We start from the raw sequence: 25600 nt of genomic DNA on the forward strand, positions 1-25600 counted from the left end.
GCGCCGGGGAATGCCTCGGCGCCGCCGCCCGTTGCCGCCTTCATGCGAGCCATCACCTACTCCCGCTACGGCGGAGCCGACGTCCTCGAGCTCAGCGAGCTCCCCACGCCCAAGGTCGGGCCGGACACCGTCCTGGTCCGGGTCAAGGCCACGAGCGTCAACCCCGTGGACTGGAAGGTCCGCGAGGGCTACCTCGACGCGATCATGGACGCCACGTTCCCGGTCGTGCCCGGCTGGGACGTCGCGGGCGTCGTCGAGCAGGTCGGCCTGGACACACCCGAGCTCTCGGTCGGCGACGAGGTCTTCGGGTACGTGCGCAAGGACGTCGTCTCCGGCGGCACGACCGCCGAGCTCGTCGCGGCCCCCGTCCGCACGCTGGCCCGCAAGCCCGCGGCGTGGACGTGGGAGCAGGCCGCCGGCGCGCCGCTCGCGGGGCTCACCGCCCTGCAGACGATCGACCGCGCCGGGGTGAGCAGCGGTCAGACCGTGCTCGTGCACGCGGCCGCGGGGGGCGTCGGGTCGATGGCCGTGCAGATCGCGGTCGCCCGCGGCGCGCGCGTGATCGGCACCGCCTCCGAGCGCAACCACGAGTACCTGCGCTCGCTGGGCGCCGAGCCCGTGACCTACGGCGACGGCCTCGCCGAGCGCGTGCGCGCCCTCGCGCCCGAGGGCGTCGACGTCGTGCTCGACTACATCGGTGGCGAGGCCCTCGCCACCACGCCGGACGTGCTGCGCGACGGCGGCACGGTCGCCTCGGTCGTCGACGCGGCGGCCCGCGACGAGCTCGGCGGGCACTACGTGTGGGTCCGCCCCGACGTCGAGGGGCTGACCGAGCTGGCCCGCCTCGCCGACGCCGGGCAGCTCACGGTCGACGTCGCCGAGGTCTACGACCTGGCCGACACCGCGAAGGCCCACGAGGCGAGCCGGACCGGGCACGTGCGCGGCAAGGTCGTCATCACGGTCTGAGCCGTCTGTCCCGCTCCCACGGGGCGCGGTTCCCCGCGCGACGCGCTGCGCGTCGCGCACCAGGGGTCCGCGCCCCGCGGCCGGTCGGTGACGTACCGTGAAGCCCATGTCCGCCACCGTCCCCGCCCTCGTCGCAGCCGACTCCGCACGCCTGCGGACCCGCGCCGCACGACATGCCCGCTCGCTCCCGCTCGCCGTCTGCGGGCTGGCGGTCCTGGTCCTCGTCCTCACGGGGGCGGACTGGTTCGAGGGGAACCAGTTCTGGCTCCTCGTACTCGTACCGGTCGCGGCCTTCCTCGCGACGTACGTCACGGCCTTCGCCCTGCGGCTGCCCTCGGGGGTGGGTGTCGGGAGCGACGGGTACGGGATCGCGCTCGTCCTGAGCGCACTGGTCGCCTTCCTCTTCCCCTGGATCCTCCTCGCGACGGGCGTGCCCTTCGTCCTGGGCCTCGGGCTCGTCGTCCTGGGCCTGCGCGCCTCGGACCGCTTCCTGTGGGTGGCCGGGCTCGTGACGATGACCGCGTCCTTGGCACTCGTGACCGTCAGCGGCTCGGGCGGCGCGTCGTCGGTGCTGCACCTCGTGGGAACGATCGCTCTGGGCCTCGCCCTGCTGGCAGCCGCGCTGGTCGCCCTGCGCGGCGAGCGGCAGACCCTCGCGGCCGGCGACGGCGCCCTGAGCATCGGCGACCCCGCGACCGACAACCTGCGGGTCCTCGCGGTGCTCGGTGACGCCGACGAGGCCGACCAGCCCGCGCTCGCCCGCCTCACAGGCATCGAGGAGCGCAACCTCGCGGCCCGCCTCCACGACCTCACCGAGGCGAGCCTGGTCCATGCCCGGATCACGAAGAACCGGAACTGGGCACAGATCACCCGCGAGGGCCGCGAGGAGCTGCGGACCCGCCGCGAGGCCCTGCGCGGGGTCGCGGAGCACCGCAAGGCCTGAGTGCCTGCACCGCCCAACGGCGAGCCGCGCACCCGGGACGGGCTCCGCCGTCGGGCGCCTCGCCCGGCGCACCGGCGAGAGCGGTGGCAGGCTGGCCCCATGAGGGAGTTCACCGCACAGGACTTCGCCGCGCGCATCGACCGCGCGGCCGCCCAGGCCCGGGACGCCGGGCTCGCCGGGGTGCTCGTCACCCCCGGGCCCGACATGACGTACTTCACGGGGTACACCCCCACGGCCATGACCGAGCGCATCACGCTGCTCGTGGTCCCGGCCGACGGCGAGGCGTCGATCGTGGTGCCCGTCCTGGAACGCCCTGACCTCGACCGCGCGGCCGGCGCCGCGGCCCTGCACGTCACGGCGTGGACGGACGGCGTCGACGAGTACGCGGTCACGGCCGACCTGCTCGACGCCGCCGGGCGCTACGCGATCTCCGACTCGGCCTGGGCCATGCACCTGCTGGGGCTCCAGCGCACGCTGCCGGGCTCGTCGTACTCGGCGATGACGCAGGCCCTGCCCATGCTGCGCGCGGTCAAGGGGCCCGACGAGCTCGAGCGCCTCGCGGCCGCGGGAGCGGCGAACGACGCGACGTTCGCCGACATCGTCGAGATCCGCTTCAGCGGGCGCCGCGAGCTCGACGTCGCGGCGGACCTCGCGGGCTTCCTGCGCGACCACGGACACTCGCAGGTCGACTTCACGGTCGTCGGCTCAGGGCCCAACGGCGCCAACCCGCACCATGAGGCGGGCGACCGGGTCATCCAGGAGGGCGACATGGTCGTGCTCGACTTCGGCGGCCTCAAGGACGGCTACGGCTCGGACATGACGCGCATGGTGCACGTCGGGGGCGACGTGACGGACCAGCAGCGCGAGGTCTTCGAGGTCGTCCGTGCCGCACAGCAGGCCGGGGTCGACGCGGTCCGGCCCGGCGCGACGTGCCAGGACGTCGACCGCGCCGCGCGCGCCGTCATCACCGAGGCCGGGTACGGCGAGCAGTTCATCCACCGGACGGGCCACGGGATCGGGCTCACGACGCACGAGCCGCCCTACATGATCGAGGGCGAGGAGCAGCCCATCGTCTCCGGCATGTGCTTCTCGGTCGAGCCCGGGATCTACCTGTCGGGGAACTTCGGCGTCCGCATCGAGGACATCGTGGTCGCGTTCCCGGACGACGTGCCCGACGGCGCACGCCGCCTCAACGACGCACCGCACGACCTGCACGTGGTCGAGTAGGCCGCCCCGCGAAGGCCGGGCGGACGGGTGGTCCGCAGCGCACGTGCACCCGCTAGGTTCGTCGCATGAGCGCGGAGGCACCGACCGACACGGACCGGGGCACGAGCAGCGTGCGACGCGGGCTCGCGGTGTGCGCGATCGCGACCGTGGGCGCGACGCTCGTCGGCACCGTCCCCGCCCTCGCGATCGGCCTGTCCATGGCCCGGTACCGCTACGTCGAGAGCTGGGCCGGCGCGTCGAGCGGTCTGCTCGACGGCGAGCGCGAGCGCGCACTCCTCGTCGCCGGCACCGGGTTCCTCCTCGCACTCCTGGTCGCCGCTGCAGTGTTCCGGTTCGTCGCGCACGCCGGGCGCACCTCCGTGCCCGCCCCGCGGGTCGTCGCGGGGTGCGCGGTGCTCGTCGCGGCGAGCGTGCTCACGACGGCGGTCCTGGTCCTGCTCGGAACCCCCCTCGCCGCCGGGATGGTGGACGGAAGCGTCCCCGCTGCAGGTAGAGGTTGACCCCGTTTACTCTGCCTGACAGAGTTCATGCATGACGACCACAGCCCAGTACGTCGCCGACCTCCAGGCCCAGCAACGTGCCCTGCGCCATGCGGCATCGCTCCCGCTCTTCGTGACGACTCTCGGCCTGGGGTTCCTGGCCTACTGCGAGATCGCCACCGACTGGTGGATCTTCCCGCAGGTGCTCGTCCCGGCGGCCTCCTTCGGGGCCCTCTTCATCGGCATGCGGGTCCAGCGGCAGGCACTCGGGGTCGGCACGGGCCGCGACCGGTACGGACTGCTCGCGCTCGCCATGCTCGCCCTGACCTTCCTCCCGGGACCCATCCTCTCGATCTTCGTGGGGGCGGGCTTCCTCCTCGGCGTCGGGCTCGTCGCGCTCGGCTGGCGTGCCCGAGACCTGTGGCTCCTGGCACCGGGGCTCGGGCTCCTGGTCGTCAGCCCGCTCGTCACGCACAGCCCGTTCGAGAGCCTCGCCCCCGTCCTGGGCGGCCGCGAGGGCGGCCTGGTCCTCGTCACGGTCGTCCTGCTCGTCCTCACCGTCGCCGCGTTCGTGCGCGAGCGAAAGGTCACGCAGGCGGTCGCCGCGTGAGCACGCCGCCCGAGCAGCACCCCCTCTCACGGCTCGACGAGACGGTCCATCAACGCGCACGCCTCGGCATCCTCGCGATCCTCGCCGAGACGCGCGACGCCGACTTCGCACACCTCAAGCGCGCACTGGGCCTCACTGACGGCAATCTCGGACGACACCTCGAGGTCCTCGTCACGAGTGGGTACGTCGAGCTCCGCAAAGGCAGCGACGGACGCCGGGCACGCACCTGGGCCCGCATCACCCCCCGGGGCAGGCAGGCCCTGCTCCTCGAGGTCGAGCTCCTGCACGGGCTGCTCGCGGCCGTGGGACGCCCCGTCGACGCGTCGGACGCGCCACACGGCGACGACTCCCACGCCGCAGGACACGACGCCTCCGCGTGACGCCGGCGGGCCGTCGGAACCCCACAGGCTGACCACGTGCGAGCACCGCTCGCCGAGCCGCACAGCCAGCCCCCGGCCGCCTCAGCCCCGCCGCGTCACGCCTCGGCCGCGTCCGCGTTCTCCGCAGGACCCGCCCCCGCCGCCACGACCTGCTCGTTGCGGATGCCCGCCCAGCTCACGAGGCCGCCCGCGATGAGAAGCGCAGCGGTGACGACGAGCGCCCGGTGGAACCCGGCGACGTCGAGCACGGGTCCGATGACGATCCCCGCGCACGCGATGACCACGAGGCCCGCGATGCGCGAGACCGCGTTGTTCACGGCCGACCCGATGCCCGCGTCCGCGGCCGGGATCGACCCGAGGATGGCCGCGGTCAGCGGCGCCACCGTGACCGCGAGCCCCAGGCCGAACAGCAGGATCCCTGGGAGGAGCTGCGTGAAGTAGCTCGCCTCGGCGGTCGTGGTGAGCATGAGCAGGTACCCGCAGCCCGCGATCAGGGGGCCCACCGTCATGAACAGGCGCGGCCCGTACCGGCCCGCGAGCGCCCCGAAGCGCGAGGACAGGAACAGCATGAGCAGCGTGACGGGCAGCAGGGCGAGGCCCGCGAGGGTCGCGCTGTACCCGGCGACCTGTTGCACGAACAGGGTGACGGCGAACCCGCCGAACGCGAGCGCCCCGTAGATCGCGGCCGTGGCGACGTTGCCCGCGGCGAAGTTGCGCACCGAGAACAGGGACAGCGGCAGCATGGGGTCGGGGGCGCGCCGCTCCCAGGCGAGGAACGCCCCGAGAGACGCGATCCCGACGACGAGCGGCACCCACACGACCGGGCTCGACCACCCGAAGCGCCCGTGCTCGATGAGCGCGAAGACGGGCCCGGCGAGCCCGACGGCCGCGAGCACGGCGCCGCGCACGTCGATGCGCCGACCGGTCTCGGTGTCGCCTTCCTCCATGCCGCGCAGGATCCACAGCGTCACCGCGACGGGCAGGAGGTTGATCCCGAACACCCAGCGCCACGACAGGGTGTCGACGAGCACCCCTCCGAGCAGGGGGCCGGCGATCATCGCGGTACCGGTCCACGCGGTCCAGGTGCCGATCGCCTTGGCCTGCGCGGCGCCGCTGAACGACGAGATGATCATCGCGAGCGAGCTCGGCACGAGCAGCGCGCCCGCGATGCCCTGGAGCCCGCGCGCGACCACGAGCACGACGCCCGTGGGGGCCAGGGCGCACAGCACCGACGTGAGCGCGAACCCGACGAGCCCCCACCACATGACGCGGCGGCGCCCGTGGACGTCGGACAGCGAACCCGCCACGAGGATGAGCGAACCGAGGGTGATGAGGTAGGCGTCGACGACCCACTGCTGGAGCGCGAGCCCGTCGAGCACTCCCCCGGCCAGCTCGTCCGCGATGGCGGGCAGTGCGACGTTGACCACCGTCCCGTCGAGGAACGACACGAACGAGGCGAGGATCGCGACGAGCAGCACACGGCGCTGGGCGGGTGTCACGCCTCCACGCTAGCCCCGTCCTCGAACCTCCACCGGGTCGCGGTGTAGTCCTCGCCGCGCCCGTACGCGTAGATGGTCGTGGGCTGCACCTGGAAGACGTACGCCTCGACGGTGGCCTGCTCCCCGGGGTCCGAGCCGTCCGAGGGCGCCTCGCTGTCCCAGAAGGCGCCGTCGCGCACGTCGAAGTGCCAGTCGTACTTGCACGCCCACCGGTCCGCGAGCCGCCGCAGCGTGTGGTCCTCGGTGACCCGCTCGGCGGCCCCTTCGAGCACGACGTCGAGCCCCTCGGTCATGAGGTTGGTCCCGGTGGTCAGGACGCACCCGGGGTTCGCCGCGAGGTTGCGTGCCTTGCGCTCGGTGCGGCCCGTGCAGAAGTGGAGCGCACCGTCGGCCCAGACGGTGATGAGCGGCGTGACGTGCGGGCGACCGTCGGGGCGGACCGTGGACAGCCAGAAGATCTCGGCACCCTGGAGCACGGTCTGGGCGTCGGCCCACGGGGTGGGCGCGGAGCCGGGGGACGAGAAGTCCGTCATGAGGACTCCGGCGGGCGCGCCGGCCTCCTCGATGGGCTCGACGGGATCGCCGGTGGGCTGGGCGGGTTCTGCGGCCATGGGAGGTCCTCCGTCTCTCGGGTGGCTCCGTCACCACACCGTCCCTCTCCGACCCGCGCGATCGCCCGAACTCATCGGTGCGTGGACGGCCATCCTCCGGGGCCGACGGGCCTGTCCGGGGACGACGGGGCCTCAGGCGTTGGGCGCCACGGCCGTCCCGGGGCCACGGCGACGGACCGTCACACCGGGCTCGCTCGACGGGACGCCGGAGGGGGCACGGACCTCGGACCGGTCGCCCGGCGTGACGCGTGCCCCGGCGGCACCGCGAGCCCCTTCGACCTCGAACCCTCCGTCGGCGAGCATGTCGAGGTCCGCACGCGCGGCCTGCCCCTCGCTCGTGAGGTAGTCGCCCAGGAAGATCGAGCTCACCATCTCCAGCGCGAGGGGTTGGAGCGAGCGCAGGTGCACCTCGCGACCGGCCGCGAGGCGGAGCTCGGCCGTGGGGCAGACGAAGCGCACCATCGCGAGGATGCGCAGGCACTGCTGGGGCGTGAGGTCCCACGTCCCCGCGAGGGGCGTCCCGTCGAACGGGACGAGGAAGTTGACGGGCACGGAGTCGGCCCCGAGGTCGCGCAGCGCGAACGCCACGTCGACGAGGTCCTGGTCGCTCTCCCCCATGCCCGCGATCAGCCCGGAGCAGGGCGAGAGTCCGGCGCCCTTCGCCCGTGCCACGGTCTGGACACGGTCCGCGTACTCGTGCGTGGTGCAGATGTCGGCGTACGTCGCCTCGGACGTGTTGAGGTTGTGGTTGTAGGCGTCGGCTCCCGCGGCGGCCAGCCGCTCGGCCTGGCCGTCACGGAGCAGGCCGAGGCACGCGCAGACCTCGACGTCGGGGTGCTCGCGCTTGATCCCGTCGACCATCGCGGACACCCGCACCACGTCGCGGTCGCTCGGTCCGCGCCCGCTCGCGACGAGGCAGACGCGGCGGGCACCGCCGTCGACCCCGGCCCGGGCGGCGGCGACCGCGTCCTCGGTGCTCAGCCACGAGTACTTCAGGACCTGGGCGGTCGAGCCGAGGCGCTGCGAGCAGTACGTGCAGTCCTCGGGGCACAGGCCCGACTTGAGGTTGACCAGGTAGTTGAGCCGCACGCGTCGGCCGAACCGGTGGCGACGCACTCGCCCGGCCGCGGCGACGACGTCGAGCAGGTCGTCGTCGCCCGTCCGCAGGACGGCCACCGCCTCGGCGCGTGTCGGGGCCGTGCCGGCGAGGCCGCGGGCGACGAGGGTGTCCAGGAGGTCGCGGACGTCGGCAGGGCCTGTGCCGTCATGGTCGGAGGAGGGGTTCACGACCACGATCCTTCTCGCGCGCCCGCTCCCCCTCCCCGGCCTGTCCTGACAAGGCGAGCCGCCTCGCCTTGTCACCGGGCCACAGCTCGTCGTGGGGTTCCTCCAAGGGCGTCGCCCGCACGTTGGCGACCGCCGAGGTCTCGACACCATACCTAGAGGTAGGTATGGTGTCGGCATGAGCGACACCGACCTTCCGAGCCGCGAGCGCCTCGTCCGGGCGGCCCGCGACCTGTTCTGGGCCCAGGGCGTCGAGGGCACGAGCCCGCGCCAGGTCCTCGAGGCGAGCGGCGTCGGGCAGGGCAGCCTCTACCACCACTTCCCCACCAAGCACGACCTCTCGCTCGCCGCGATCAGCGCGACCACCCGCGAGGCCCTCTCGTCCGTCGCGACCGACCTCGAGGACGCCGACCGCTCACCCACCGAACGGCTCGTGGCCTACCTCGAACGCCCCCGGCCGGCGCTCGCGGGCTGCAAGGTCGGGCGCCTGACGAGCGACCCCTCGGTCATGTCGGACGAGGAGCTGCGCGGTCCCGTCCGCGACTACTTCGTGGGCCTGGTCGCGCGGGTCCAGGCGGTCTTCGAGGAGACCGGCCTGCCCGACGACGCCGCTCACGACCGCGCGTACGCGGCGGTCGCGATCGTCCAGGGCGGGTACGTGCTCGCGCGTGCCCTCGACGACGCGGCGGCCATGAGCGCCGCGGTCGAGGGGTTCGTGTCGATGCTCGAACCGGCGCTGGACCCGAGCACGGCGGCACGCCGATGAGCGCCGGGGCGGGCCGTGCCGACAGCCCTGCCTCCCATGCAGGGAACGATCGGACCGACGAGTCCTCGTCCCTCCGCGACCGGCTCCGCGCCCTGCCGACCTTCGCCCCGGGCCTGCCGGTCCTCGACCCTGGCGCGGCGCCGTCGGATCCCGTGACGCTGTTCCGCACCTGGATCGAGGAGGCGATCGACGCCGGGGTGCCGCTCCCCCACGCCATGACCCTGGCGACCGCCGGGGCCTCGGGCGAGGTGCAGGCACGCACCGTGATCCTCAAGGACGTCGACCCCTCGGGATGGTGGTTCGCGACCGGCTCGTCGAGCCCCAAGGGCCGTGACCTCGCCGAGAACCCGTACGCCGCCCTCACGTTCCTCTGGCCCCCGCTCGGACGCCAGGTCCGGGTGATCGGCCCCGTGGCGCCCGCCGCCCCGGCGACGAGCACGGCGGACTTCCTCGCCCGCTCGGAGGGATCGCGGGCCGCCGCGCTCGTGGGACACCAGAGCGAGGCGCTCGCGTCCCGGCAGGAGTACCGGGACGCCTTCGCGGGCGCGCTCGCCCGCGTGCAGCGCGACCCGACGCTGGTCGAGCCCGCCTGGACCGCGTACGCGCTCGCGCCGACGTCGGTCGAGTTCTGGCAGGCGTCGGACGACCGCGGACAGACCCGGCTGCGCTACCGCGCCGTCGGCCACGACTGGGAGAAGGGGCTGCTCTGGCCATGACGAGGACCACGCAGGACACCGGCACGGACACCACCGGCACGCACGCCGCCACCGACGCGACGGGCGCCGCGCGCACCGACGCGGGCGCCGCGCTGCACCGGCTCGTCGAGGCCGTCCGCACGCTCGACGACGATGCCCTCCGCTCCCCCAGCGCGCTCGACGGGTGGACCGTCGGGCACGTGCTCTCCCACGTCGCGATGGTCGGCGACGCGCTCGCCCGCCAGGCCGAGCTCGCGGCCCGCGGCGAGACGGCCGAGGTCTACGAGGGTGGGGCCGAGGGCCGCGCGGCCGGGATCGAGAACGGCGCGACCCGCTCGCGCGACGAGCACCTCGACGCGCTCGGGGCGGCAGGCGCGCGGCTCGACGCGGCCTGGGACCTGACGGACCGCACAGGGTGGGACGCACCCGTGACGTATCGCGACGGGACGGTCGCCGACGTCCTCGACTGCTGGTGGCGCGAGGTCCGCATCCACGCGACCGACCTGGGCGAGGTCAGTACCGCCCAGGGCCTCACGCCGTCCGCGACCTGGGGGCTCTCCTTCGCCGACCACCTGCTCGACTTCCTGGGCCTGCGCCTGGCCGAGCCCGTGCTCGTGGTGCGGGACGAGGACGAGGACCGCTCGGTCGTCGGGCCCGAGGGCGTGCGGGCCGCGGTCCTGGGGGCCGACGACGCGCTCACGACCGTGACGGGTTCCGCGGCGGACGTCGCCGCGTGGCTCGCGGGACGCGAGACCCCCACAGCCCCGGTCGCACACCGGGGCGGGGTCGCCGTGGACCTGCCCCCGCTCGCGCCGTGGCCGTCGGGAGTCCCCGTGCGTCGCCGAGGGCCGGTCAGGCCCTGACCAGGACCGTCCCGTCCTCGACCGCGACCTCGAAGGTCACGAGGGCCTCGGGCTCCTTGCCGCTCGGGTCGAGGCACCGCCCCGTCGTCAGGTCCCAGACCTGCTTGTACATGGGCGAGGTGATGGTCGGGGTCTCGCCCGCCGAGCCGACGATCCCGCGCGAGAGCACGTTGGCCCCCGAGTAGGGGTCGCGCTGCTGGACCGCGAACAGCCGGTCGTCGGCCAGTCGGAACACGGCGACCTGGGTGCCGTCGACCAGCGCGGCGACGCCGCGCTCGGGCACGAGCCGCTCGAAGGGGCAGACCGTCGTCCATGCCGTCGCGCTCACTTGCGGACCTCCACCGTGCGGGCGATCACCGGGTTGTTGTCGGAGGGCTCGCCGGGGCGGGCCGGTCGCACCTGTCCGCGCACGCCTGTGTAGGCGAGGTCGGGGTCGTGCTGGTCGGGCGCGTTGACGAACGACACGAACCGCGACAGACGGTCCGGGTCGTCGAGGGTCTGCGCCCACTCGTCGACGTACGACTCGACGTGCCGCGCGACCTCGGCCTCGAGGTCGGCCGCGATGCCCAGCGAGTCCTCGACCAGGACCTTGCGCAGCTCGACGATCCCACCAGGGAAGTCCGCGACCCACGGGGCCGTGCGCTGCAGGCGGTCGGCGGTCCGCACGTAGTACGCGAGGAAGCGGTCGACCACCGCGACGAGCGTCTCGTCGTCGAGGTCCTCCGCGAGCAGCTCGGCGTGCCGGGGCGAGAAGCCGCCGTTGCCGCCCACGTACACGTTCCAGCCCTTCTCGGTCGCGATCACGCCCACGTCCTTGCCCCGCGCCTCGGCGCACTCGCGCGCACAGCCCGAGACACCGATCTTGAACTTGTGCGGCGACCGCAGCCCCCGGTAGCGGAGCTCGAGACGCACGGCCATGCCCACCGAGTCCTGCACCCCGAACCGGCACCACGAGGACCCCACGCACGACTTCACCGCGCGCAACGACTTGCCGTACGCCTGCCCCGACTCCATCCCCGCGTCGACCAGGCGACGCCAGATCTCCGGGAGCTGGTCGATCCGCGCCCCGAAGAGCCCGATGCGCTGGGCGCCCGTCACGCGCGTGTACAGACCGAAGTCCTGCGCGACCTGCCCGATCACGATGAGCTTCTCGGGCGTGATCTCCCCCGCGGGGACGCGCGGGACCACCGAGTACGTGCCGTCCTTCTGCAGGTTGGCCAGCGCGCGGTCGTTGGTGTCCTGGAGCGCGGCCTGCTCGCCGTCGAGGATGTACCCGCCCCACAGCGACGCCAGGATCGAGGCGACGACCGGCTTGCAGACCACGCAGCCGCGGCCCGTGCCGTGCGCCGCGACGATCTGGGTGAAGGTGCGCAGCCCGTCCTGCCGCACGAGCGCGAAGAGTTCGGCGCGCGACATCGTGAAGTGCTCGCACATCGCGTTCGACACCGTGACGCCGGCCGCCTCGAGCGACGTGTTGACGATCTTGGTGAGCACCGGTACGCACGACCCGCACACGGTCCCGGCCTTGGTGCACGCCTTGACCTCGCCCAGGCTCGTGCAGCCGTGCTCGGTCACCGCCCCTCGGACCGTCCCGGCGGTGACGTTCGCGCACGAGCAGACCACGACGTCGTCGGGCAGGTCGCCGCCGAGCGCCGGGGCGCCGCCCTCCGGGGCGAGGAACGCCGACGGGTCGGCGCCCAGCGAGCGGCCCAGCAGGGGCCGCAGCGACGAGTAGAGGGCCGCGTCGCCCACGAACACGCCGCCGAGCAGGGTCCGCGCGTCGTCCGAGACGACGAGCTTGCGGTAGGTCCGCGCGACCGGGTCGGCGAACGTGACCTCGAGCGCGCCGGGCGTCAGCCCGAACACGTCGCCGAAGCTCGCCGCCTCGATGTCGACGCCCTTGAGCTTGGTCCCCTCGGGCGCCGGAGAGTAGGTCGCGCTGCCGCCGAGCAGGCGGTCGACGACGACGTCGGCCATGGCGTTGCCCGGTGCGACCAGGCCCACGCACTGGTCCTCGAACGACGCGCACTCCCCGATGGCCCACACGGCCGGGTCCGAGGTGTGGCACGCCGCACCGACGACGACGCCGCCGCGCTCGCCGATCGCGAGGCCCGCCTCGCGTGCGACGCGGTCCCGGGGCCGGATGCCCGTCGAGAAGATCACGACGTCGGCGGGGACCCGCGACCCGTCCGACAGGTCCATGCCCCCCACGGCGCCGTCGCCCGCGGCGGTGAGCCCCGTGGCGCCGGTCGAGGTGCGGACGTCGATCCCACGGTCGGTCACGAGCACGCGCAGCGCCTCGCCGCCCGCGTCGTCGAGCTGGACGCTCATGAGCCGGTCGGCGAACTCGACGACCGTCGCGGCCGCGCCGAGGGTCTGGAGCGCGGCCGCGGCCTCGAGCCCCAGCACGCCTCCCCCGACCACGACGCCGTGCAGCGGGCGCCCCAGGCGCGCGGTGCGCAGCCCGACGTACTCGCGCAGCCCCTCCAGGTCGGCCAGGGTGCGGTAGCTGAAGACGCCCGGCAGGTCGGTGCCCTCGGTGCGGGGCGTCCAGGCCCAGGAGCCCGTGGCCAGGACCAGGTGGTCGTAGGCGAGCACGCGCCCGGACCTCGTCGTGACGGTCTGCGTCTCGCGGTCCACGGCAGCGACCGCGTCGCCCGTGACGAGCTCGGTGCGCGGGTCCGCCCAGACCGAGGGCTCCATCGTCAGGTCGTCCGCCGAGCGTCCCGTGAAGTACTCGGACAGGTGCACGCGGTCGTACGGGGCCCGGTCCTCGTCCCCGACGACGGACACGTGCCACGCCCCCTCGGGAGAGCGTGCGATCATCTGGCTCACGAACCGGTGGGCGACCATGCCGGCGCCGACCACCACGACGCGGCCGGGGGTGGGAGTGCTCATGTGGGGGGCCTCACGAGAAAGGTCGGGCGTGGACGGGGCGAGTCGGGTCGCGGGGGGCGAGTGCGACCGTCAGGACCATCCTGGCGCATAGATACGAGGTTTCTGGTCAAAACACCAGATCAGCGCGTCGCGGGGACCTAGGACGCGACGTCCAGGGACCTTGGTCCCGAAAAAGTGTGACGCACGACCGTGACGGACGGCACAGCATGTGCACTCCTTCACAAGCGTAAAATCGAGCGGTGGCGACTAAGAAGACAACGGGTCAGAACACCATCGACGTAGCCCTCATCGGCGGCGGCATCATGAGTGCGACCCTCGGCGCCCTCCTGAAGCTCCTCGAGCCCACGTGGACCATCAAGGTCTTCGAGCGCCTCGACGCGGTAGCCCAGGAGTCCTCCAACCCGTGGAACAACGCTGGCACCGGCCACGCTGCGCTCTGCGAGCTGAACTACACCCCCGAGAAGGCCGACGGGACCGTCGAGATCTCCAAGGCGGTCGCGATCAACGAGCAGTTCGAGGTGTCGCGCGAGTTCTGGCACCACCTGCTCACCGGGGGCCACCTGCCCGAGCCCGCGAGATTCATCAGCCACACCCCGCACATGACGTTCGTGCGCGGCGCGGCCAACGTGGACTACCTCAAGCGCCGCTTCACCGCGCTGAGCGCCCACCCGCTGTTCAGCGAGCTCGAGTTCACCGACGACCCCGCGGTCATCGCGCAGTGGGCACCCCTGCTGGTCCTCGACCGGGACGGCGACGAGGCCGTCGCCGCGACCCGCGCGACGAGCGGCACGGACGTCGACTTCGGTGCGCTCACCGCGCAGCTCTTCGACTTCCTCACGGCCCACGACGTCGAGCTCAACCTCCAGCACGAGGTCAACCGCCTCAAGAAGCGCAAGGACGGCACCTGGGACGTCACCGTCAAGGACGTGTCCTGGAACGCCAAGCAGGGGCCGCGCACCGTCAACGCCCGCTTCGTGTTCGTCGGCGCCGGCGGCGGCGCCCTGCCGCTGCTGCAGAAGGCCGGCATCAAGGAGGCCAAGGGCTACGGCGGCTTCCCCATCAGCGGAGAGTTCCTGCGCACCGACAACCCGGAGATCGTCGCCCAGCACCAGGCCAAGGTGTACGGCAAGGCCGACGTCGGCTCGCCGCCCATGTCCGTCCCGCACCTCGACACGCGCGTGGTCGACGGCAAGACGTACCTGATGTTCGGCCCCTACGCCGGGTTCAGCCCCAAGTACCTCAAGAAGGGGTCGCTGCTCGACCTCTTCACGTCGCTGCGGACCCACAACATCGGGTCCATGCTCGGCGCGGGCCTCAAGAACATCGACCTCACGCAGTACCTGGTCGGCCAGCTCGTCGCGAGCCCCGAGGCCAAGTTCACGGCGCTCCAGGCGTTCATGCCCACGGCCCACCCCAAGGACTGGGAGAAGATCACCGCGGGCCAGCGCGTGCAGGTCATCAAGAAGGACCCGGTCAAGGGCGGCGTGCTCGAGTTCGGCACCGAGGTCATCGCGGCCGCGGACGGCTCGATCGCCGGCCTGCTCGGCGCCTCGCCGGGCGCCTCGACCGCGGTCCCCGCGATGATCGACGTCCTCGAGCGCTGCTTCCCGCAGCAGTTCGCGACGTGGCGCCCCGCGCTCGGAGCCATGATCCCGAGCCTCGGCCAGGCCACGTGGGAGGCCACCGAGCTCGACTCGCTCTCCGCCTCCGCGGGTCCCTCGGAGGAGGCGGTCGGCGCCCGCTGACCCCGCCCCCGCAACGCACCGGCGCCCCGGTCTCCTTCGTGGAGACCGGGGCGTCGTGCTGCGCTCGGGGTCGGGTCCCGCAGGCCGCCGCGGGCAGCCGCACGTCGCGAGCCGCGAGCCGCCCGAGCCTGGGCCCCTGCTAGTGATGCGCCTCCGCCAGCACCTCCTCGACGGCGTTCCAGAACTCGACGCGGGCCTGGTGCGTCGCGGCCGGGACCGCACCCGACTCGTCCAGCGACACGGGCAGGTACGGCGCCAGGGCGATGTAGTGTCCCGCGTCCTCCTGCACGACCGAGCGAACCCTCGTCGGGTCGCCGAACCGGGTCATCGCGTCCGTGAGCAACGGGCACGCTACCCACACGGGGTCCGCCGTCCCGCACGCGAGCACCGTCGGGCCGACGATCGTGCTGCCGTCCACGAGCGCCTCCGGAGGCGGCGCAACGTCCCGCCGGTACTCGGCGCACGGCATGCCGACACCGTCGAGAGTCCAGGCCGACACCTGCCCGTTCGGATACCCGCAGCCCAGGCGGCCCGCCCCGGTCGGCGCGAAGGCGCCGTACACCTCGTCAGGGCGGGTGGCGGCGAGCCACAGTGCCATCTCCCCACCGCGTGAGACGCCGAACGTGAACACCCGGGCGAGGTCGACGCCAGGCTGCGCCCGCAGCCACGCCAGCCCGGTGAGGAACGTCTCGACGGGCACGTTCTCCAGCTGCGGCGGCTGCCCGGGGCTCTTGAAGTAGCTGATCGCCAGGGCGGGGTAGCCGAGCGCAGCGAGGTGCGTCGCCGCCGCACGAGCATAGGCAAGTCCGCCGTCAGACCCGCTGAAGACGAGCACGGCAGGCGTGGGGTCGTCGGCGGTGAAGTCGGTGGGCACGGCGTAGGCGGCGACCATGCCGTCGTCGGTCACGTCCTGGACATCGACGTCGGCCCCGTAGCCGCGCCGCTCGACGACGGCCTCGGTGAGGACGTCGTCGTCGACGCTCACGACGAGGCGGACGTCGTGGTCTACCGACAAGGCGTCCGGGCTGGACGGGCTGGTACCGGTCATCGACCAGAACGGCCCCATCGCGTCGGCCGTGGTCCACGACCCTTCGGTCGGTGCCGTCGTCGCGAGGTCCACCCGTCCGTCCTCGTCCGCCACGAACGTCGCACGCGACGACATCGCGCTCCCCTCGAGCTCCGTCGTCGCGACCAGTCGCACCTCGCGACCCGCGCCGAGCCCGGTCAGCGTGATCGCGAGCGGGTCGAACGCCCCGTCCTGCGGGGCGACCTCGATCGCCGGTTCCTGCTCGGGCGACGCAGAGCACCCTGCGAGAGCCAGCAGCGAGGCGGTCAGCAGGAGGGCAACGGCAGGGACATGGTCACGTCGTCGGGAGGCCATGGGCAAATGTTCCCGTACCTCACCAATTCGGCACGACCCGCCACGCCGGACGGTCGGCGCGGCTCTGGTCTCATCCTCGAAGACCTCGCGCACCGACCAGGTCGGCCTGCCGCCGCGGGTCTCCCCGCCCGGCCGGCGGCAGGCTCCAACCGTCGTTCGTCCCGGCGGGGAACCGACCCCCTGCTGGCGGGCGCCGCAACGCCATCACCACGAGCGGCGCCACGAGCGCCGCGATCACGACCAGCCTCATCACGAGCTCCACGATGTCCATGCCTCCAGCGTGGTCCGACCGGGCGACACGCACGAGTGGCAGGAGAGACAGGTGTCGACAAGATCCTGCCACGGGCGTAGCGTCGAGGGATGTTGCGCACAGTGGCGGCCGTCGTCGCCGACGGACTGGCCCCGTTCGAGTTCGGCGTCGTCTGCGAGGTCTTCGGCCTCGACCGCACGGACGACGGCGTCCCCCTGGTCGACTTCCGCGTCTGCGGCCCGGTCGCAGGCGAGCCGGTCCGCACCAGCATGGGCGCCTCCCTGGTCCCCGACCACGGGCTCGACGCGCTCGAGGACGCCGACCTGGTCGCGATCCCCGCGCTCACCATCCGTGACGAGTACCCGCCGGAGATCGTCGACGCCCTGCGCGCGGCCCACGCCCGCGGCGCGGTCCTGCTGAGCGTCTGCTCGGGCGCGTTCCTGCTCGCCGCTGCCGGGCTCGTCGACGGGCGTCGCATCACGACGCACTGGCGCCACGCGGAGGACCTCAGGGCGCGGTTCCCGCAGGTCGACGTGGACCCGGACGTCCTCTTCGTCGACGACGGCGACATCGTCACGAGCGCGGGGACGGCCGCCGGGATCGACGCGTGCCTGCACATCGTGCGCAAGGAGTTCGGCAGCGCGGCCGCCAACGCGATCGCGCGGCGCATGGTCGTCCCGCCCCAGCGCGACGGCGGGCAGCGCCAGTACATCGACCGCCCCGTGCCGGTGTGCGAGGAGCAGAGCATCCGCGACGTGCTCGCGTGGATGAGCGAGCACCTCGACGAGGCTCAGACGGTCGAGGACCTCGCGCGGCGCGCACACCTGTCGACGCGCACGTTCGCGCGGACGTTCGTCGCCGAGACGGGCACGACGCCCATGCACTGGCTCGCGACCCAGCGCGTGCACCATGCGCGGACCCTGCTCGAGGAGTCGGGGCTCGACCTCGAGGAGATCGCACGGCTGTGCGGGTTCGGGTCGGCCGCGCTGCTGCGGCACCACTTCCGTCGCGCGGTCGGTGTCCCGCCCACGGACTACCGGCAGACGTTCCGGCACGCGTCCTGACCCGCACCCCGGTGGGACGCAGCGCTCCGCCGTCGGGCCGTGTCACGTTGCACGACGGCGCCACGCACCTAGGGTCGAGAGGGTCAGGTCCCGTCCGACGTGAGGTGCGCACATGACCATCCCCACCACCCTGCTCTCGTCCGGCCACGAGATGCCGCTCCTCGGCCTCGGGACGTGGCCCCTCGACGACCACGCGTCGGCGAAGGCCGTGGCGGGCGCGATCGGGCTGGGGTACCGGCTGATCGACACGGCGTCGCGCTACGAGAACGAGATCGGCGTCGGGCAGGGCATCGCGGCATCGGGCGTGGACCGCGCCGAGCTGTTCGTCACGACCAAGCTCCGCGGCGACGACCAGGGGTACGACACGACGCGCGACGCCCTGCGCGGGAGCCTCGACCGCCTGGGCCTCGACTACGTGGACCTCTACCTCGTCCACTGGCCGCTGCCCCGCCTCGACGGCTACGTCGAGTCCTACCGGGCGATGATCGACCTGGCCGCCGAAGGCCTGATCCGCAGCGTCGGCGTCTCGAACTTCCGCGAGCACCACCTCGACCGGCTCATCGCCGAGACGAGCCACGTCCCCGCCGTGAACCAGATCCAGCTCTCTCCCGCGCTGGCACGCACGGGCCTGCGACGTTTCCTCACCGAGCGCGGGATCACGGTCGAGGGCTGGAGCCCGCTCGGGCACGAGGAAGGCGTGCTCGACGAACCGGTGATCCAGGAGATCGCCGCGACCCACGGGCGGACGGTCGGTCAGGTCGTGCTGCGCTGGCACGTGCAGCAGGGGATCGTCACCATCCCCAAGTCGGCGAGCCCCGAACGCCAGCGGGCGAACGCCGAGATCTTCGACTTCGAGCTCACCGACGACGACATGACCCAGATCGCGAGCCTCGACCGCGGCGAGGACGCGGCGCGCGACTCCGACGAGCACGAGGAGTTCTGATGAGCGACCTGCCGACCGTCACCGTCCTCGGCACGGGCACCATGGGCACCGGCGTCACGCACTCGCTCCTGCGCGAGGGCTTCGAGGTCACGGTGTGGAACAGGACCGCGTCGCGCGCAGCCCCGCTCGCCGACGCCGGGGCACGCGTCGCGCCGACCGCGGCGCAGGCCGCGCACGGGGCCGACGTCGTCCTGAGCATCTTGTTCGACGCCGCCGCCGTCCTCGACGTCCTGGACGCGGCCGGCCCCTCGGTGGGCACCGGAGCCGTGTGGGTCCAGGCCTCGACGGTCGGGCGCGAGGGCACCGCCCGGATCGTCGAGCGCGCCCGACAGCTCGGCGTGACGCTGGTCGAGGCCAACCTGCTCGGCACCAGGCAGCCGGCCGAGGACGGGCTGCTCACGGTGCTCGCCGCCGGGGACCCCGACGTCCTGGCCGGCATCTCCCCCGTGCTCGACGCGATCTCCGCGAAGGTCGTGGTCGCCGGGACCGAGGTGGGGCAGGGCACGGCGCTCAAGCTCGCGTGCAACGCGTGGCTCGCCGCGATCACGGCCGCGACGGCCCAGTCGATCGCGCTCGCCCGGGCCGAGGGCATCGACCCGCACCTGTTCCTCGACGCCATCGCGGGCGGAGCGTCCGACTCCCCCTACGCCCACCTCAAGGGCGCCGAGATGATCACGGGCGGGTTCGCGCCGCAGTTCGCGCTCGACGGGCTGCGCAAGGACATCGGGCTCATCTCGCAGGCCGCCCAGGGGGCAGGGCTCGACCCGGCTCTCCTCGACGCGCTGTCGAACCTGTACGCGAGCGCGTCCGCGCGCGGGCACGGGGGCGACGACATCGCTGCGGTCTACACGGCGTTCGGGGCACCGCACGCGGGGACGGACTGAACGGAGCGGTCGCGGGCCGGGCGGGCTCGGACGGCCGGACTCGGGCAGGCCCGACCCGGGCCGGGCACGCCGGACGGGCCGCCCTCAGCCCGCCGCGCGCCCGTGCCGCCAGTAGCCGATGAAGTCGACGTTGGCCTTGGGGACGCCGCGCTCGTTCACGAGGTGTCGGCGCGCCCCGGTGACCAGGCCCGACTCCCCCACGACGTACGCGTAGACCTCGCCGGACGGCAGGTCGGCCCTGGTCAGCGCGTCGAGCGCGAGACACCCGGGGACGGCGTGCGGGTCGCCGCCGCACTCGTCGCGCGCGACCCACCGGAGCTCGACCCCGGCCGGGACGCGGAACTCCTGGGCGTCGGCCGCGTGCGGGAGCTCGACGATCGCGAGCCCGCGGGCGTCGTCGGGCAGCGAGGCGCAGATGCCCGCGACCGCGGGCAGACCCGTCTCGTCCGCGACGAGCAGCGTCCAGTCGTGCGGGACGCGCGGGTTGTAGCCGACGCCCTGGTCGAGGATCCCGACGGGGTGGCCGGCGCTCGCACCGAGCGCGAACGCCGACGCGGGGCCGCCGTCCTCGTGCGCGACGAAGTCGATGTCGAGCTCGCTCACGGACGGGCGTACGTCGCGGACCGTGTAGTTGCGCACCCACGGCCGCCGCGTCCTGGGCGTCGCGAGGTACTGCACGTACCAGAGCGCCGACGTCGCGGTCGGCAGTCGCAGCGACTCCTGCTCGTCGCGGGGCAGGAACAGGCGGAACCACTGGTCGAAACCCATGGGAGCGAAATGCTCGATCCCGTCGCCCCCGACCGTGACCCGCACCATCGAGGGGCTCACCCTGCGCGATCCGACCACCTCGGCCGCGATGACCTGCACGACGGACGGCTTGACCATCTGGAACCCGGCCACGACTCTCCTCTGCTTGAACGAAGGCCAGGCTAACCTAACTACTGACCAATCCGCACCCAACCTCCCTGCTTCCTCCACGCCGATCGCGATGTCACACGTAGACTCTGACCATCTGTACAACGGGCATCTCGCTCACCCCGCGGCTGGGAAGTCGACACCCAGCCCTGTGAGGGACGTATGACCGACACTGCAGTCCGCCCTGGATTCCGCCCGACGAAGCCGCGCACCGGTGACGGGACGAGCGTCACCAGCACGTACACCGAGCTCTCCAAGCGCATCCGCGAGGCCGGGCTGCTCGAGCGGACGCACGGCTACTACGGCTGGGTCGCGGCGATCCTCACGCTCGCCCTCGGAGGTGCCGTCGCCGGCTTCGTGCTCCTGGGCGACTCCTGGTTCCAGCTCCTCATCGCGGGCGCGCTGGGGCTCATCCTCACGCAGTTCGCGTTCCTCTCGCACGAGGCCGCGCACCGCACGATCCTCTCGTCGGGTCCCGCGAACGACCGCGTCGGGCGATTCCTCGCCAACGGTGTCGTCGGCATCAGCTACTCGTGGTGGATGAACAAGCACACGCGCCACCACGCGAACCCGAACCGCGTCGGCAAGGACCCGGACATCGAGACCGACACCATCTCGTTCCTCGAGGAGAGCGCGGCCGAGCAGAAGGGCTTCCTCGCCCTCATCACCCGCCACCAGGGCTGGTTGTTCTTCCCGCTGCTGACGCTCGAGGGCATCAACCTGCACATGATCTCGATCCGATCGCTGCTGTCGTCGGCGAAGAGCCGGGCGCGGACCATGGAGCTCGTGACGATCGCCGTTCGCCTCACGCTCTACGTGGGCGTCGTGTTCTGGTTCCTCCCGCTGGGCATGGCCTTCGCGTTCCTCGGTGTACAGCTGGCGGTCTTCGGTGTGTACATGGGCGCCTCGTTCGCGCCCAACCACAAGGGCATGGCCATCATCCCCGCGACCAGCAAGCTCGACTTCCTGTCCAAGCAGGTCCTGACCTCGCGCAACATCACGGGCGGCCGCGTCATGAACGTCCTCATGGGCGGGCTCAACTACCAGATCGAGCACCACCTGTTCCCGAGCATGCCCCGCCCCCACCTCGCCAAGGCCCGTCTCATGGTCCGCGAGCACTGCGCGCGCCTGGGCATGCCGTACACCGAGACCAACCTGCTCGCGTCCTACGCGATCGTCGTGCGCTACCTCAACCGCGTCGGCCTCGCGGCACGCGACCCGTTCGACTGCCCCATGTTCAACCAGCTCCGCAAGGTCTGAGCCTTCTCGCCATCGCTCTTGTCAGAGCCAGCGTGACGCAGAGGTCACGCTCGTTCTGACACGTCGGGTCACTCGGGCCCCGCCCCGTCGAGCGCGCGTACCGGCTGACGCAGCACCGTCCGCAGCTTCTCGGGTGCCGTCCGACGAACGTCGCTGAGGTAGATCTCGTGGTGCGGGCCGTTGAACGTCAGCCCGTGCTCGGGCAGGTACTCGTCGTGCAGCCGCGCGAGCGTCGGCGCCTCGTCGTCGTAGGACCCGACGTGCAGGACCTGCACCGCGTCCCCCTCGTCGTACGTCGCGAAGCGCGCCCGGTCGAGCGCGGGCAGCGCCTTCTTGCGGCGCGTCGCCTCGGCCACGTCGGCCACGAACGCGTCGGTGAGCCAGTCGGGCTGCAGGACCATGAGCGTCCAGCTCCACGCGTCCTTGTCGCGGCGCACGAACGCCGCGGGGTCCTCCGCGGTCCACAACCCTTCGAGCGGCCCGACGACGTAGTCCCTGCCCAGGTCCTTCTTGCTCGCGAACTTCACGGCGTAGGAGAGCGAGAACAGCGCCTCGACCGCCTCGGTGTACGCCGGCGCCGTGTTCGGGTCCCCCTCCCCGTCGATCTGCAGGTACGCGAGCGGCGGCACGACGATCCGTGAGAACTCCCGGGGCGGCGCGTACAGCTCGCGGTGCTCCTTGCGCAGGTCGACCTTGTCCATGGGTTCCTCCAAGACGAACGACGGGTCGAGGGCGCCCCGAGCGCGCGGTGCGCGGCGCCGCCGGGCCCGGACGACGAGGAGGTGAGCCACGTCGCTCTGCCTGACGACGTCGCCCACCTCCTCAGCCTCCCTCGCCCCGCGCGGGTTCGCACTCCCGCGCCGGGCCTCAGAGCGCCTGGATGATGTTCTCCACCTGATCCTTGGCGTCTCCGAAGAGCATCGCGGTGTTGTCCTTGAAGAACAGCGGGTTCTGGACCCCCGCGTACCCCGTGGCCATCGACCGCTTGAAGACGATCACCTGCTTCGCGTTCCAGACCTCCAGCACGGGCATGCCCGCGATGGGCGAGCCCGGGTCGTCGAGCGCGGCCGGGTTGACCGTGTCGTTGGCCCCGATGACGAGCACGACGTCGGTCTCCGACAGGTCCCCGTTGATCTCGTCCATCTCGAGGACGATGTCGTAGGGCACCTTGGCCTCGGCGAGCAGGACGTTCATGTGCCCGGGCAGACGCCCCGCGACGGGGTGCACCCCGAACCGGACCTCGATGCCGCGCTCGCGCAGCCGGCGGACCAGGTCCGCGACGGGGTACTGCGCCTTGGCCACCGCCATGCCGTAGCCGGGCGTCACCACGACCGAGCGGGCGTGCTTGAGCAGGTCCGCGACCTCGGCCGCCTGGATCTCGTGGTGCTCGCCGTAGTCCTGGTCCGAGGCGACGACCGTGCCGCCCTCGGCACCGAATCCGCCCAGGATCACGCTCACGAACGAGCGGTTCATGGCCTTGCACATGATGTAGCTGAGGATCGCACCCGAGGACCCGACGAGGGCACCGGTGATGATGAGCAGGTCGTTGCTCAGCATGAAACCCGCCGCGGCCGCGGCCCACCCGGAGTACGAGTTGAGCATCGAGACGACGACCGGCATGTCGCCGCCGCCGATCGAGGCGACCAGGTGCCAGCCGAGCGCGAGCGCGACCACCGTCATGAGGATCAGCGGCAGCAGCCCGTGACCCGCGATGAACCAGGCCATGAGGCCGCCCGAGGCGACGAGGGCCCCGAGGTTCCACCAGTTGCGCCCCGGCAGCATGAGCGGGTTCGACCGGATGCGAGCCGACAGCTTGAGGTAGGCCACGATCGAGCCCGTGAAGGTCACTGCGCCGATGAGCACGCCGAGGAAGACCTCGACCAGATGCACGACGTCACCCTGCTCGGTCAGGTACGAGTTGAAGCCGACGAGCACCGCCGCGAGCCCCACGAAGCTGTGCAGGAGCGCGATCATCTCGGGCATCTGCGTCATCTCGACGCTGCGGGCCCGCCATGTCCCGACGACCGCGCCGATCAGGAACACCATGGCGATGAGCAGCAGCGTGACCATGACGGGACGCTCGCTGTCCTTCATCGCGAGCGCGACCGTGGCCACGAGGGCCAGCCCCATGCCGGTCATGCCGAGCAGGCTGCCGCGACGGGCGGTCTCCTGCTTGGACAGGCCCGCGAGGCTGAGGATGAACAGGACGGCTGCGATGACGTATGCAGCCTGGACCAGGGAGGTCAGCACGGGTCAGGCCTCCTTCCGGAACATGCCGATCATGCGGTAGGCCACGAGGAACCCACCGAAGATGTTGATGGAGGCCAGGGCGGCCGCGACGAAGGCGATCGTGGTGACCACCCAGCTCGAGTCGCCGATCTGCAGGAGCGCGCCGACCAGGATGATCCCGGAGATCGCGTTCGTCTGGGCCATGAGCGGGGTGTGCAGCGAGTGGCTCACGTTCGAGATCACGTAGTAGCCCACGACCACCGCGAGCGCGAACACCGTGAAGTGCCCCACGAACGCGGGCGGCGAGAACGTGATGGCGAGCGCTGCCAGGACCGCGGCCAGGGCGTAGCCGACCGCTCGGCGGGTGCCACGCCGTCGGGCGGCGTCCAGCGCGGTCGCCGCGTCGAGCGCGGCCTGGGCCTCGTCGACCACCGTTGCTGCCGGAGCCGCGGGGGCCGCGGCCGAGACCGCGACCGGAGGCGGGGGCCACAGGACCTCGCCGGCCCTCGCGACCGTCATGCCGCGCAGCACCTCGTCGTCGAGGTCGAGCACGACCTGTCCGGCGCCGCCCGGGGTCAGGAGCTTGAGCAGGTTGACGATGTTCGTCCCGACGAGCTGCGACGTGTGCTTGGGCATGCGGCTCGTGAGGTCGGTGTACCCGAGGATCACGACGCCGTTCTCGGTGACGACGCGCTCCCCCGGCACCGTGAGCTCGCAGTTCCCGCCGCCCGAGGCCGCGAGGTCCACGATCACGCTGCCGGGCCGCATCGCAGCGACCATCTCGGCGCTGATGGTGCGCGGCGCGCGGCCCCGCACCAGGGCCGTCGTGACGACGATGTCGGCGCGCGCCGTCTCGGCCGCGTACATCTGCGCCGTCAGGCGCTCCTGCTCGGCGGTCAGCGCGCTCGCGTAGCCGTCGGTGCTGACCTCCTGGCGCGCGCCCTCGGCCTGGACGAACTCGGCGCCCATCGACTCGATCTGCTCGCCGACCTCGGGCCGCACGTCGAACGCGCGCACCTGCGCGCCGAGGCTCGCGGCCGTACCGATCGCGGCGAGACCTGCGACGCCGGCACCGATCACGAACACGGTCGCGGGCGCCGTCTTGCCTGCCGCGGTGACCTGGCCGGCGAACATGCCGCCGTACTCCTCCGCGGACTCGATCACCGCGCGGTACCCCGCGACGTTGGACATCGCGCTGAGGACGTCGAGCGACTGGGCGCGCGAGATGCGCGGCACGGCGTCAAGGGCCAGGGCGGTGACACCGTGGTCCGCGAGCTCCTGGACGAGGGCCTCGTTCGCACCGGGGGCCAGCATGGCGACCAGCGTCGCGCCCTCGCTCAGCGAGGCGACCTGCTCGGCCGACGGGCTGTTGACGGCCGTGACGACGTCCGCTCCCCACGCCTGCGTCGCGTCGCCCAGGCTCGCGCCCGCCTCCGCGTACGCCTCGTCGGGGTAGCTCGCGCGCTCACCGGCGCCGTGCTCGACCACGACGTCGTACCCGAGGCCCACGAGCTGGGCCACCGTACGGGGCGTCGCGGCGACGAGCCGCTCGCCGGGACGGGTCTCTCTGGGCACGCCGATGCGCATGCTGACCTCCTTGCTCGGATGGCTGCACGGTATCGGTACGGCAAAGGATCCGCCGCAAGGCACGCATCGTGGACGAATGTCGTCCACGCGGATCACGGTCCGGGGTGCGAGACGGGTGCGT

25 protein-coding genes are annotated in these 25600 nt (G+C 72.6%); 14 read left to right on the forward strand and 11 right to left on the reverse strand.

Annotated elements, in window-relative coordinates; all coding sequences use genetic code 11:
• Positions 1 to 42 precede the first annotated feature (42 nt).
• The 6 genes from WFH32_RS04025 to WFH32_RS04050 all read left to right on the forward strand — a co-directional run bounded on the left by WFH32_RS04025 (position 43) and on the right by WFH32_RS04050 (position 4605).
• Complete coding sequence (locus WFH32_RS04025) at positions 43 to 966, forward strand: NADP-dependent oxidoreductase (RefSeq protein WP_336706289.1); 924 nt, start codon at positions 43 to 45, stop codon at positions 964 to 966.
• A gap of 106 nt (positions 967 to 1072) precedes the next feature.
• Complete coding sequence (locus WFH32_RS04030) at positions 1073 to 1909, forward strand: hypothetical protein (RefSeq protein WP_191794297.1); 837 nt, start codon at positions 1073 to 1075, stop codon at positions 1907 to 1909.
• A 99-nt stretch (positions 1910 to 2008) separates the two neighbouring features.
• Positions 2009 to 3136 (forward strand): aminopeptidase P family protein, encoded by a 1128-nt coding sequence (locus WFH32_RS04035; RefSeq protein ID WP_191794298.1) that lies wholly within the window; start codon positions 2009 to 2011, stop codon positions 3134 to 3136.
• Between the two features lie 65 nt (positions 3137 to 3201).
• Complete coding sequence (locus WFH32_RS04040) at positions 3202 to 3636, forward strand: hypothetical protein (RefSeq protein ID WP_336706290.1); 435 nt, start codon at positions 3202 to 3204, stop codon at positions 3634 to 3636.
• 31 nt (positions 3637 to 3667) lie between these two features.
• Positions 3668 to 4225 carry a hypothetical protein gene (locus WFH32_RS04045; protein WP_336706291.1) on the forward strand — a complete coding sequence of 186 codons (558 nt, stop codon included), beginning with the start codon at positions 3668 to 3670 and terminating at the stop codon, positions 4223 to 4225.
• Complete coding sequence (locus tag WFH32_RS04050; protein WP_336706292.1) at positions 4222 to 4605, forward strand: transcriptional regulator; 384 nt, start codon at positions 4222 to 4224, stop codon at positions 4603 to 4605. The genes WFH32_RS04045 and WFH32_RS04050 overlap by 4 nt, the downstream gene beginning before the upstream one ends.
• 95 nt (positions 4606 to 4700) lie before the next feature.
• Here WFH32_RS04050 and WFH32_RS04055 read toward each other — a convergent pair whose 3' ends face one another.
• From WFH32_RS04055 to bioB, 3 genes are all read right to left on the reverse strand, one after another.
• Positions 4701 to 6104: an MFS transporter gene (locus WFH32_RS04055; protein WP_191794299.1), complete on the reverse strand. Its 1404-nt coding sequence runs from the start codon at positions 6102 to 6104 to the stop codon at positions 4701 to 4703.
• Entirely contained in the window at positions 6101 to 6715 is a 615-nt protein-coding gene (locus WFH32_RS04060; RefSeq protein WP_336706293.1) for a pyridoxamine 5'-phosphate oxidase family protein, read from the reverse strand. Before WFH32_RS04060 ends, WFH32_RS04055 begins: the two co-directional genes overlap by 4 nt.
• A 132-nt stretch (positions 6716 to 6847) precedes the next feature.
• The gene (bioB, locus tag WFH32_RS04065) at positions 6848 to 8002 is read right to left on the reverse strand and encodes a biotin synthase BioB (protein ID WP_442946298.1); all 1155 of its coding nucleotides are present in this window, start codon (positions 8000 to 8002) and stop codon (positions 6848 to 6850) included.
• A 175-nt stretch (positions 8003 to 8177) separates the two neighbouring features.
• Here bioB and WFH32_RS04070 point away from each other — a divergent pair, with 175 nt between their 5' ends.
• The 3 genes from WFH32_RS04070 to WFH32_RS04080 are packed head-to-tail and all read left to right on the forward strand — an operon-like array spanning position 8178 to position 10323.
• Complete coding sequence (locus WFH32_RS04070; protein WP_336706294.1) at positions 8178 to 8765, forward strand: TetR/AcrR family transcriptional regulator; 588 nt, start codon at positions 8178 to 8180, stop codon at positions 8763 to 8765.
• Complete coding sequence (locus WFH32_RS04075; protein ID WP_336706295.1) at positions 8762 to 9481, forward strand: pyridoxine/pyridoxamine 5'-phosphate oxidase; 720 nt, start codon at positions 8762 to 8764, stop codon at positions 9479 to 9481. Before WFH32_RS04070 ends, WFH32_RS04075 begins: the two co-directional genes overlap by 4 nt.
• Entirely contained in the window at positions 9478 to 10323 is an 846-nt protein-coding gene (locus WFH32_RS04080) for a maleylpyruvate isomerase family mycothiol-dependent enzyme (RefSeq protein ID WP_336706296.1), read from the forward strand. The genes WFH32_RS04075 and WFH32_RS04080 overlap by 4 nt, the downstream gene beginning before the upstream one ends.
• On the opposite strand, the gene nirD is transcribed toward WFH32_RS04080, so the two are convergent.
• Both nirD and nirB read right to left on the reverse strand, forming a co-directional pair.
• Positions 10313 to 10651 carry a nitrite reductase small subunit NirD gene (nirD, locus tag WFH32_RS04085; protein WP_138824054.1) on the reverse strand — a complete coding sequence of 113 codons (339 nt, stop codon included), beginning with the start codon at positions 10649 to 10651 and terminating at the stop codon, positions 10313 to 10315. The two genes, WFH32_RS04080 and nirD, sit on opposite strands and share 11 nt — an antisense overlap.
• A complete protein-coding gene (nirB, locus tag WFH32_RS04090) occupies positions 10648 to 13221 on the reverse strand; it encodes a nitrite reductase large subunit NirB (protein ID WP_336706297.1) in 2574 nt (857 codons plus the stop codon). Before nirB ends, nirD begins: the two co-directional genes overlap by 4 nt.
• Positions 13222 to 13460: 239 nt before the next feature.
• Between nirB and mqo the strand changes: the two genes are divergently transcribed.
• Entirely contained in the window at positions 13461 to 14966 is a 1506-nt protein-coding gene (gene mqo, locus WFH32_RS04095) for a malate dehydrogenase (quinone) (protein ID WP_336706298.1), read from the forward strand.
• Positions 14967 to 15105: 139 nt separating this feature from the next.
• Here the strand turns inward: mqo and WFH32_RS04100 are convergent, their stop codons facing one another.
• Entirely contained in the window at positions 15106 to 16347 is a 1242-nt protein-coding gene (locus WFH32_RS04100; protein WP_191794307.1) for an acyl-CoA thioesterase/bile acid-CoA:amino acid N-acyltransferase family protein, read from the reverse strand.
• 70 nt (positions 16348 to 16417) lie between these two features.
• The gene (locus WFH32_RS04105) at positions 16418 to 16618 is read right to left on the reverse strand and encodes a hypothetical protein (protein ID WP_191794308.1); all 201 of its coding nucleotides are present in this window, start codon (positions 16616 to 16618) and stop codon (positions 16418 to 16420) included.
• Between the two features lie 89 nt (positions 16619 to 16707).
• Between WFH32_RS04105 and WFH32_RS04110 the strand changes: the two genes are divergently transcribed.
• From WFH32_RS04110 to WFH32_RS04120, 3 genes are all read left to right on the forward strand, one after another.
• Entirely contained in the window at positions 16708 to 17661 is a 954-nt protein-coding gene (locus WFH32_RS04110) for a helix-turn-helix domain-containing protein (protein ID WP_336706299.1), read from the forward strand.
• 112 nt (positions 17662 to 17773) lie between these two features.
• Positions 17774 to 18604 (forward strand): aldo/keto reductase, encoded by an 831-nt coding sequence (locus WFH32_RS04115; protein ID WP_336706300.1) that lies wholly within the window; start codon positions 17774 to 17776, stop codon positions 18602 to 18604.
• The gene (locus WFH32_RS04120) at positions 18604 to 19488 is read left to right on the forward strand and encodes an NAD(P)-dependent oxidoreductase (RefSeq protein ID WP_191794311.1); all 885 of its coding nucleotides are present in this window, start codon (positions 18604 to 18606) and stop codon (positions 19486 to 19488) included. The genes WFH32_RS04115 and WFH32_RS04120 overlap by 1 nt, the downstream gene beginning before the upstream one ends.
• 84 nt (positions 19489 to 19572) lie before the next feature.
• On the opposite strand, the gene WFH32_RS04125 is transcribed toward WFH32_RS04120, so the two are convergent.
• Positions 19573 to 20388, reverse strand: coding sequence for a siderophore-interacting protein (locus WFH32_RS04125; RefSeq protein ID WP_336706301.1), 816 nt, complete (start codon positions 20386 to 20388; stop codon positions 19573 to 19575).
• A 177-nt stretch (positions 20389 to 20565) separates the two neighbouring features.
• On the opposite strand from WFH32_RS04125, the gene WFH32_RS04130 reads away from it, so the two are divergent.
• A complete protein-coding gene (locus tag WFH32_RS04130) occupies positions 20566 to 21663 on the forward strand; it encodes a fatty acid desaturase family protein (protein WP_336706302.1) in 1098 nt (365 codons plus the stop codon).
• Between the two features lie 68 nt (positions 21664 to 21731).
• Here the strand turns inward: WFH32_RS04130 and WFH32_RS04135 are convergent, their stop codons facing one another.
• The 3 genes from WFH32_RS04135 to WFH32_RS04145 form a co-directional block, all read right to left on the reverse strand.
• Positions 21732 to 22364: a GyrI-like domain-containing protein gene (locus WFH32_RS04135; protein ID WP_191794313.1), complete on the reverse strand. Its 633-nt coding sequence runs from the start codon at positions 22362 to 22364 to the stop codon at positions 21732 to 21734.
• Between the two features lie 166 nt (positions 22365 to 22530).
• Positions 22531 to 23913, reverse strand: coding sequence for a Re/Si-specific NAD(P)(+) transhydrogenase subunit beta (pntB, locus tag WFH32_RS04140; protein ID WP_336706303.1), 1383 nt, complete (start codon positions 23911 to 23913; stop codon positions 22531 to 22533).
• Positions 23914 to 23916: 3 nt separating this feature from the next.
• Complete coding sequence (locus tag WFH32_RS04145; protein ID WP_191794315.1) at positions 23917 to 25479, reverse strand: Re/Si-specific NAD(P)(+) transhydrogenase subunit alpha; 1563 nt, start codon at positions 25477 to 25479, stop codon at positions 23917 to 23919.
• Positions 25480 to 25600 lie beyond the last annotated feature (121 nt).

It is taken from the genome of Oerskovia sp. USHLN155 (assembly GCF_037145535.1).
Classification (GTDB): Bacteria; Actinomycetota; Actinomycetes; order Actinomycetales; family Cellulomonadaceae; genus Oerskovia; species Oerskovia rustica.

Bases quoted from the DNA above. Each gene is read 5' to 3' on its own strand.
- WFH32_RS04060 (WP_336706293.1), bottom strand. From the start codon at position 6,715: ATGGCCGCAGAACCCGCCCAGCCCACCGGCGATCCCGTCGAGCCCATC.
- WFH32_RS04080 (WP_336706296.1), top strand. From the start codon at position 9,478: ATGACGAGGACCACGCAGGACACCGGCACGGACACCACCGGCACGCAC.
- WFH32_RS04075 (WP_336706295.1), top strand. From the start codon at position 8,762: ATGAGCGCCGGGGCGGGCCGTGCCGACAGCCCTGCCTCCCATGCAGGG.
- WFH32_RS04035 (WP_191794298.1), top strand. From the start codon at position 2,009: ATGAGGGAGTTCACCGCACAGGACTTCGCCGCGCGCATCGACCGCGCG.
- WFH32_RS04145 (WP_191794315.1), bottom strand. From the start codon at position 25,479: ATGCGCATCGGCGTGCCCAGAGAGACCCGTCCCGGCGAGCGGCTCGTC.
- WFH32_RS04135 (WP_191794313.1), bottom strand. From the start codon at position 22,364: ATGGACAAGGTCGACCTGCGCAAGGAGCACCGCGAGCTGTACGCGCCG.
- WFH32_RS04115 (WP_336706300.1), top strand. From the start codon at position 17,774: ATGACCATCCCCACCACCCTGCTCTCGTCCGGCCACGAGATGCCGCTC.
- WFH32_RS04130 (WP_336706302.1), top strand. From the start codon at position 20,566: ATGACCGACACTGCAGTCCGCCCTGGATTCCGCCCGACGAAGCCGCGC.
- WFH32_RS04045 (WP_336706291.1), top strand. From the start codon at position 3,668: ATGACGACCACAGCCCAGTACGTCGCCGACCTCCAGGCCCAGCAACGT.
- WFH32_RS04040 (WP_336706290.1), top strand. From the start codon at position 3,202: ATGAGCGCGGAGGCACCGACCGACACGGACCGGGGCACGAGCAGCGTG.
- nirB (WP_336706297.1), bottom strand. From the start codon at position 13,221: ATGAGCACTCCCACCCCCGGCCGCGTCGTGGTGGTCGGCGCCGGCATG.
- WFH32_RS04030 (WP_191794297.1), top strand. From the start codon at position 1,073: ATGTCCGCCACCGTCCCCGCCCTCGTCGCAGCCGACTCCGCACGCCTG.
- WFH32_RS04110 (WP_336706299.1), top strand. From the start codon at position 16,708: ATGTTGCGCACAGTGGCGGCCGTCGTCGCCGACGGACTGGCCCCGTTC.
- WFH32_RS04120 (WP_191794311.1), top strand. From the start codon at position 18,604: ATGAGCGACCTGCCGACCGTCACCGTCCTCGGCACGGGCACCATGGGC.
- WFH32_RS04025 (WP_336706289.1), top strand. From the start codon at position 43: ATGCGAGCCATCACCTACTCCCGCTACGGCGGAGCCGACGTCCTCGAG.
- WFH32_RS04070 (WP_336706294.1), top strand. From the start codon at position 8,178: ATGAGCGACACCGACCTTCCGAGCCGCGAGCGCCTCGTCCGGGCGGCC.
- WFH32_RS04105 (WP_191794308.1), bottom strand. From the start codon at position 16,618: ATGGACATCGTGGAGCTCGTGATGAGGCTGGTCGTGATCGCGGCGCTC.
- WFH32_RS04100 (WP_191794307.1), bottom strand. From the start codon at position 16,347: ATGGCCTCCCGACGACGTGACCATGTCCCTGCCGTTGCCCTCCTGCTG.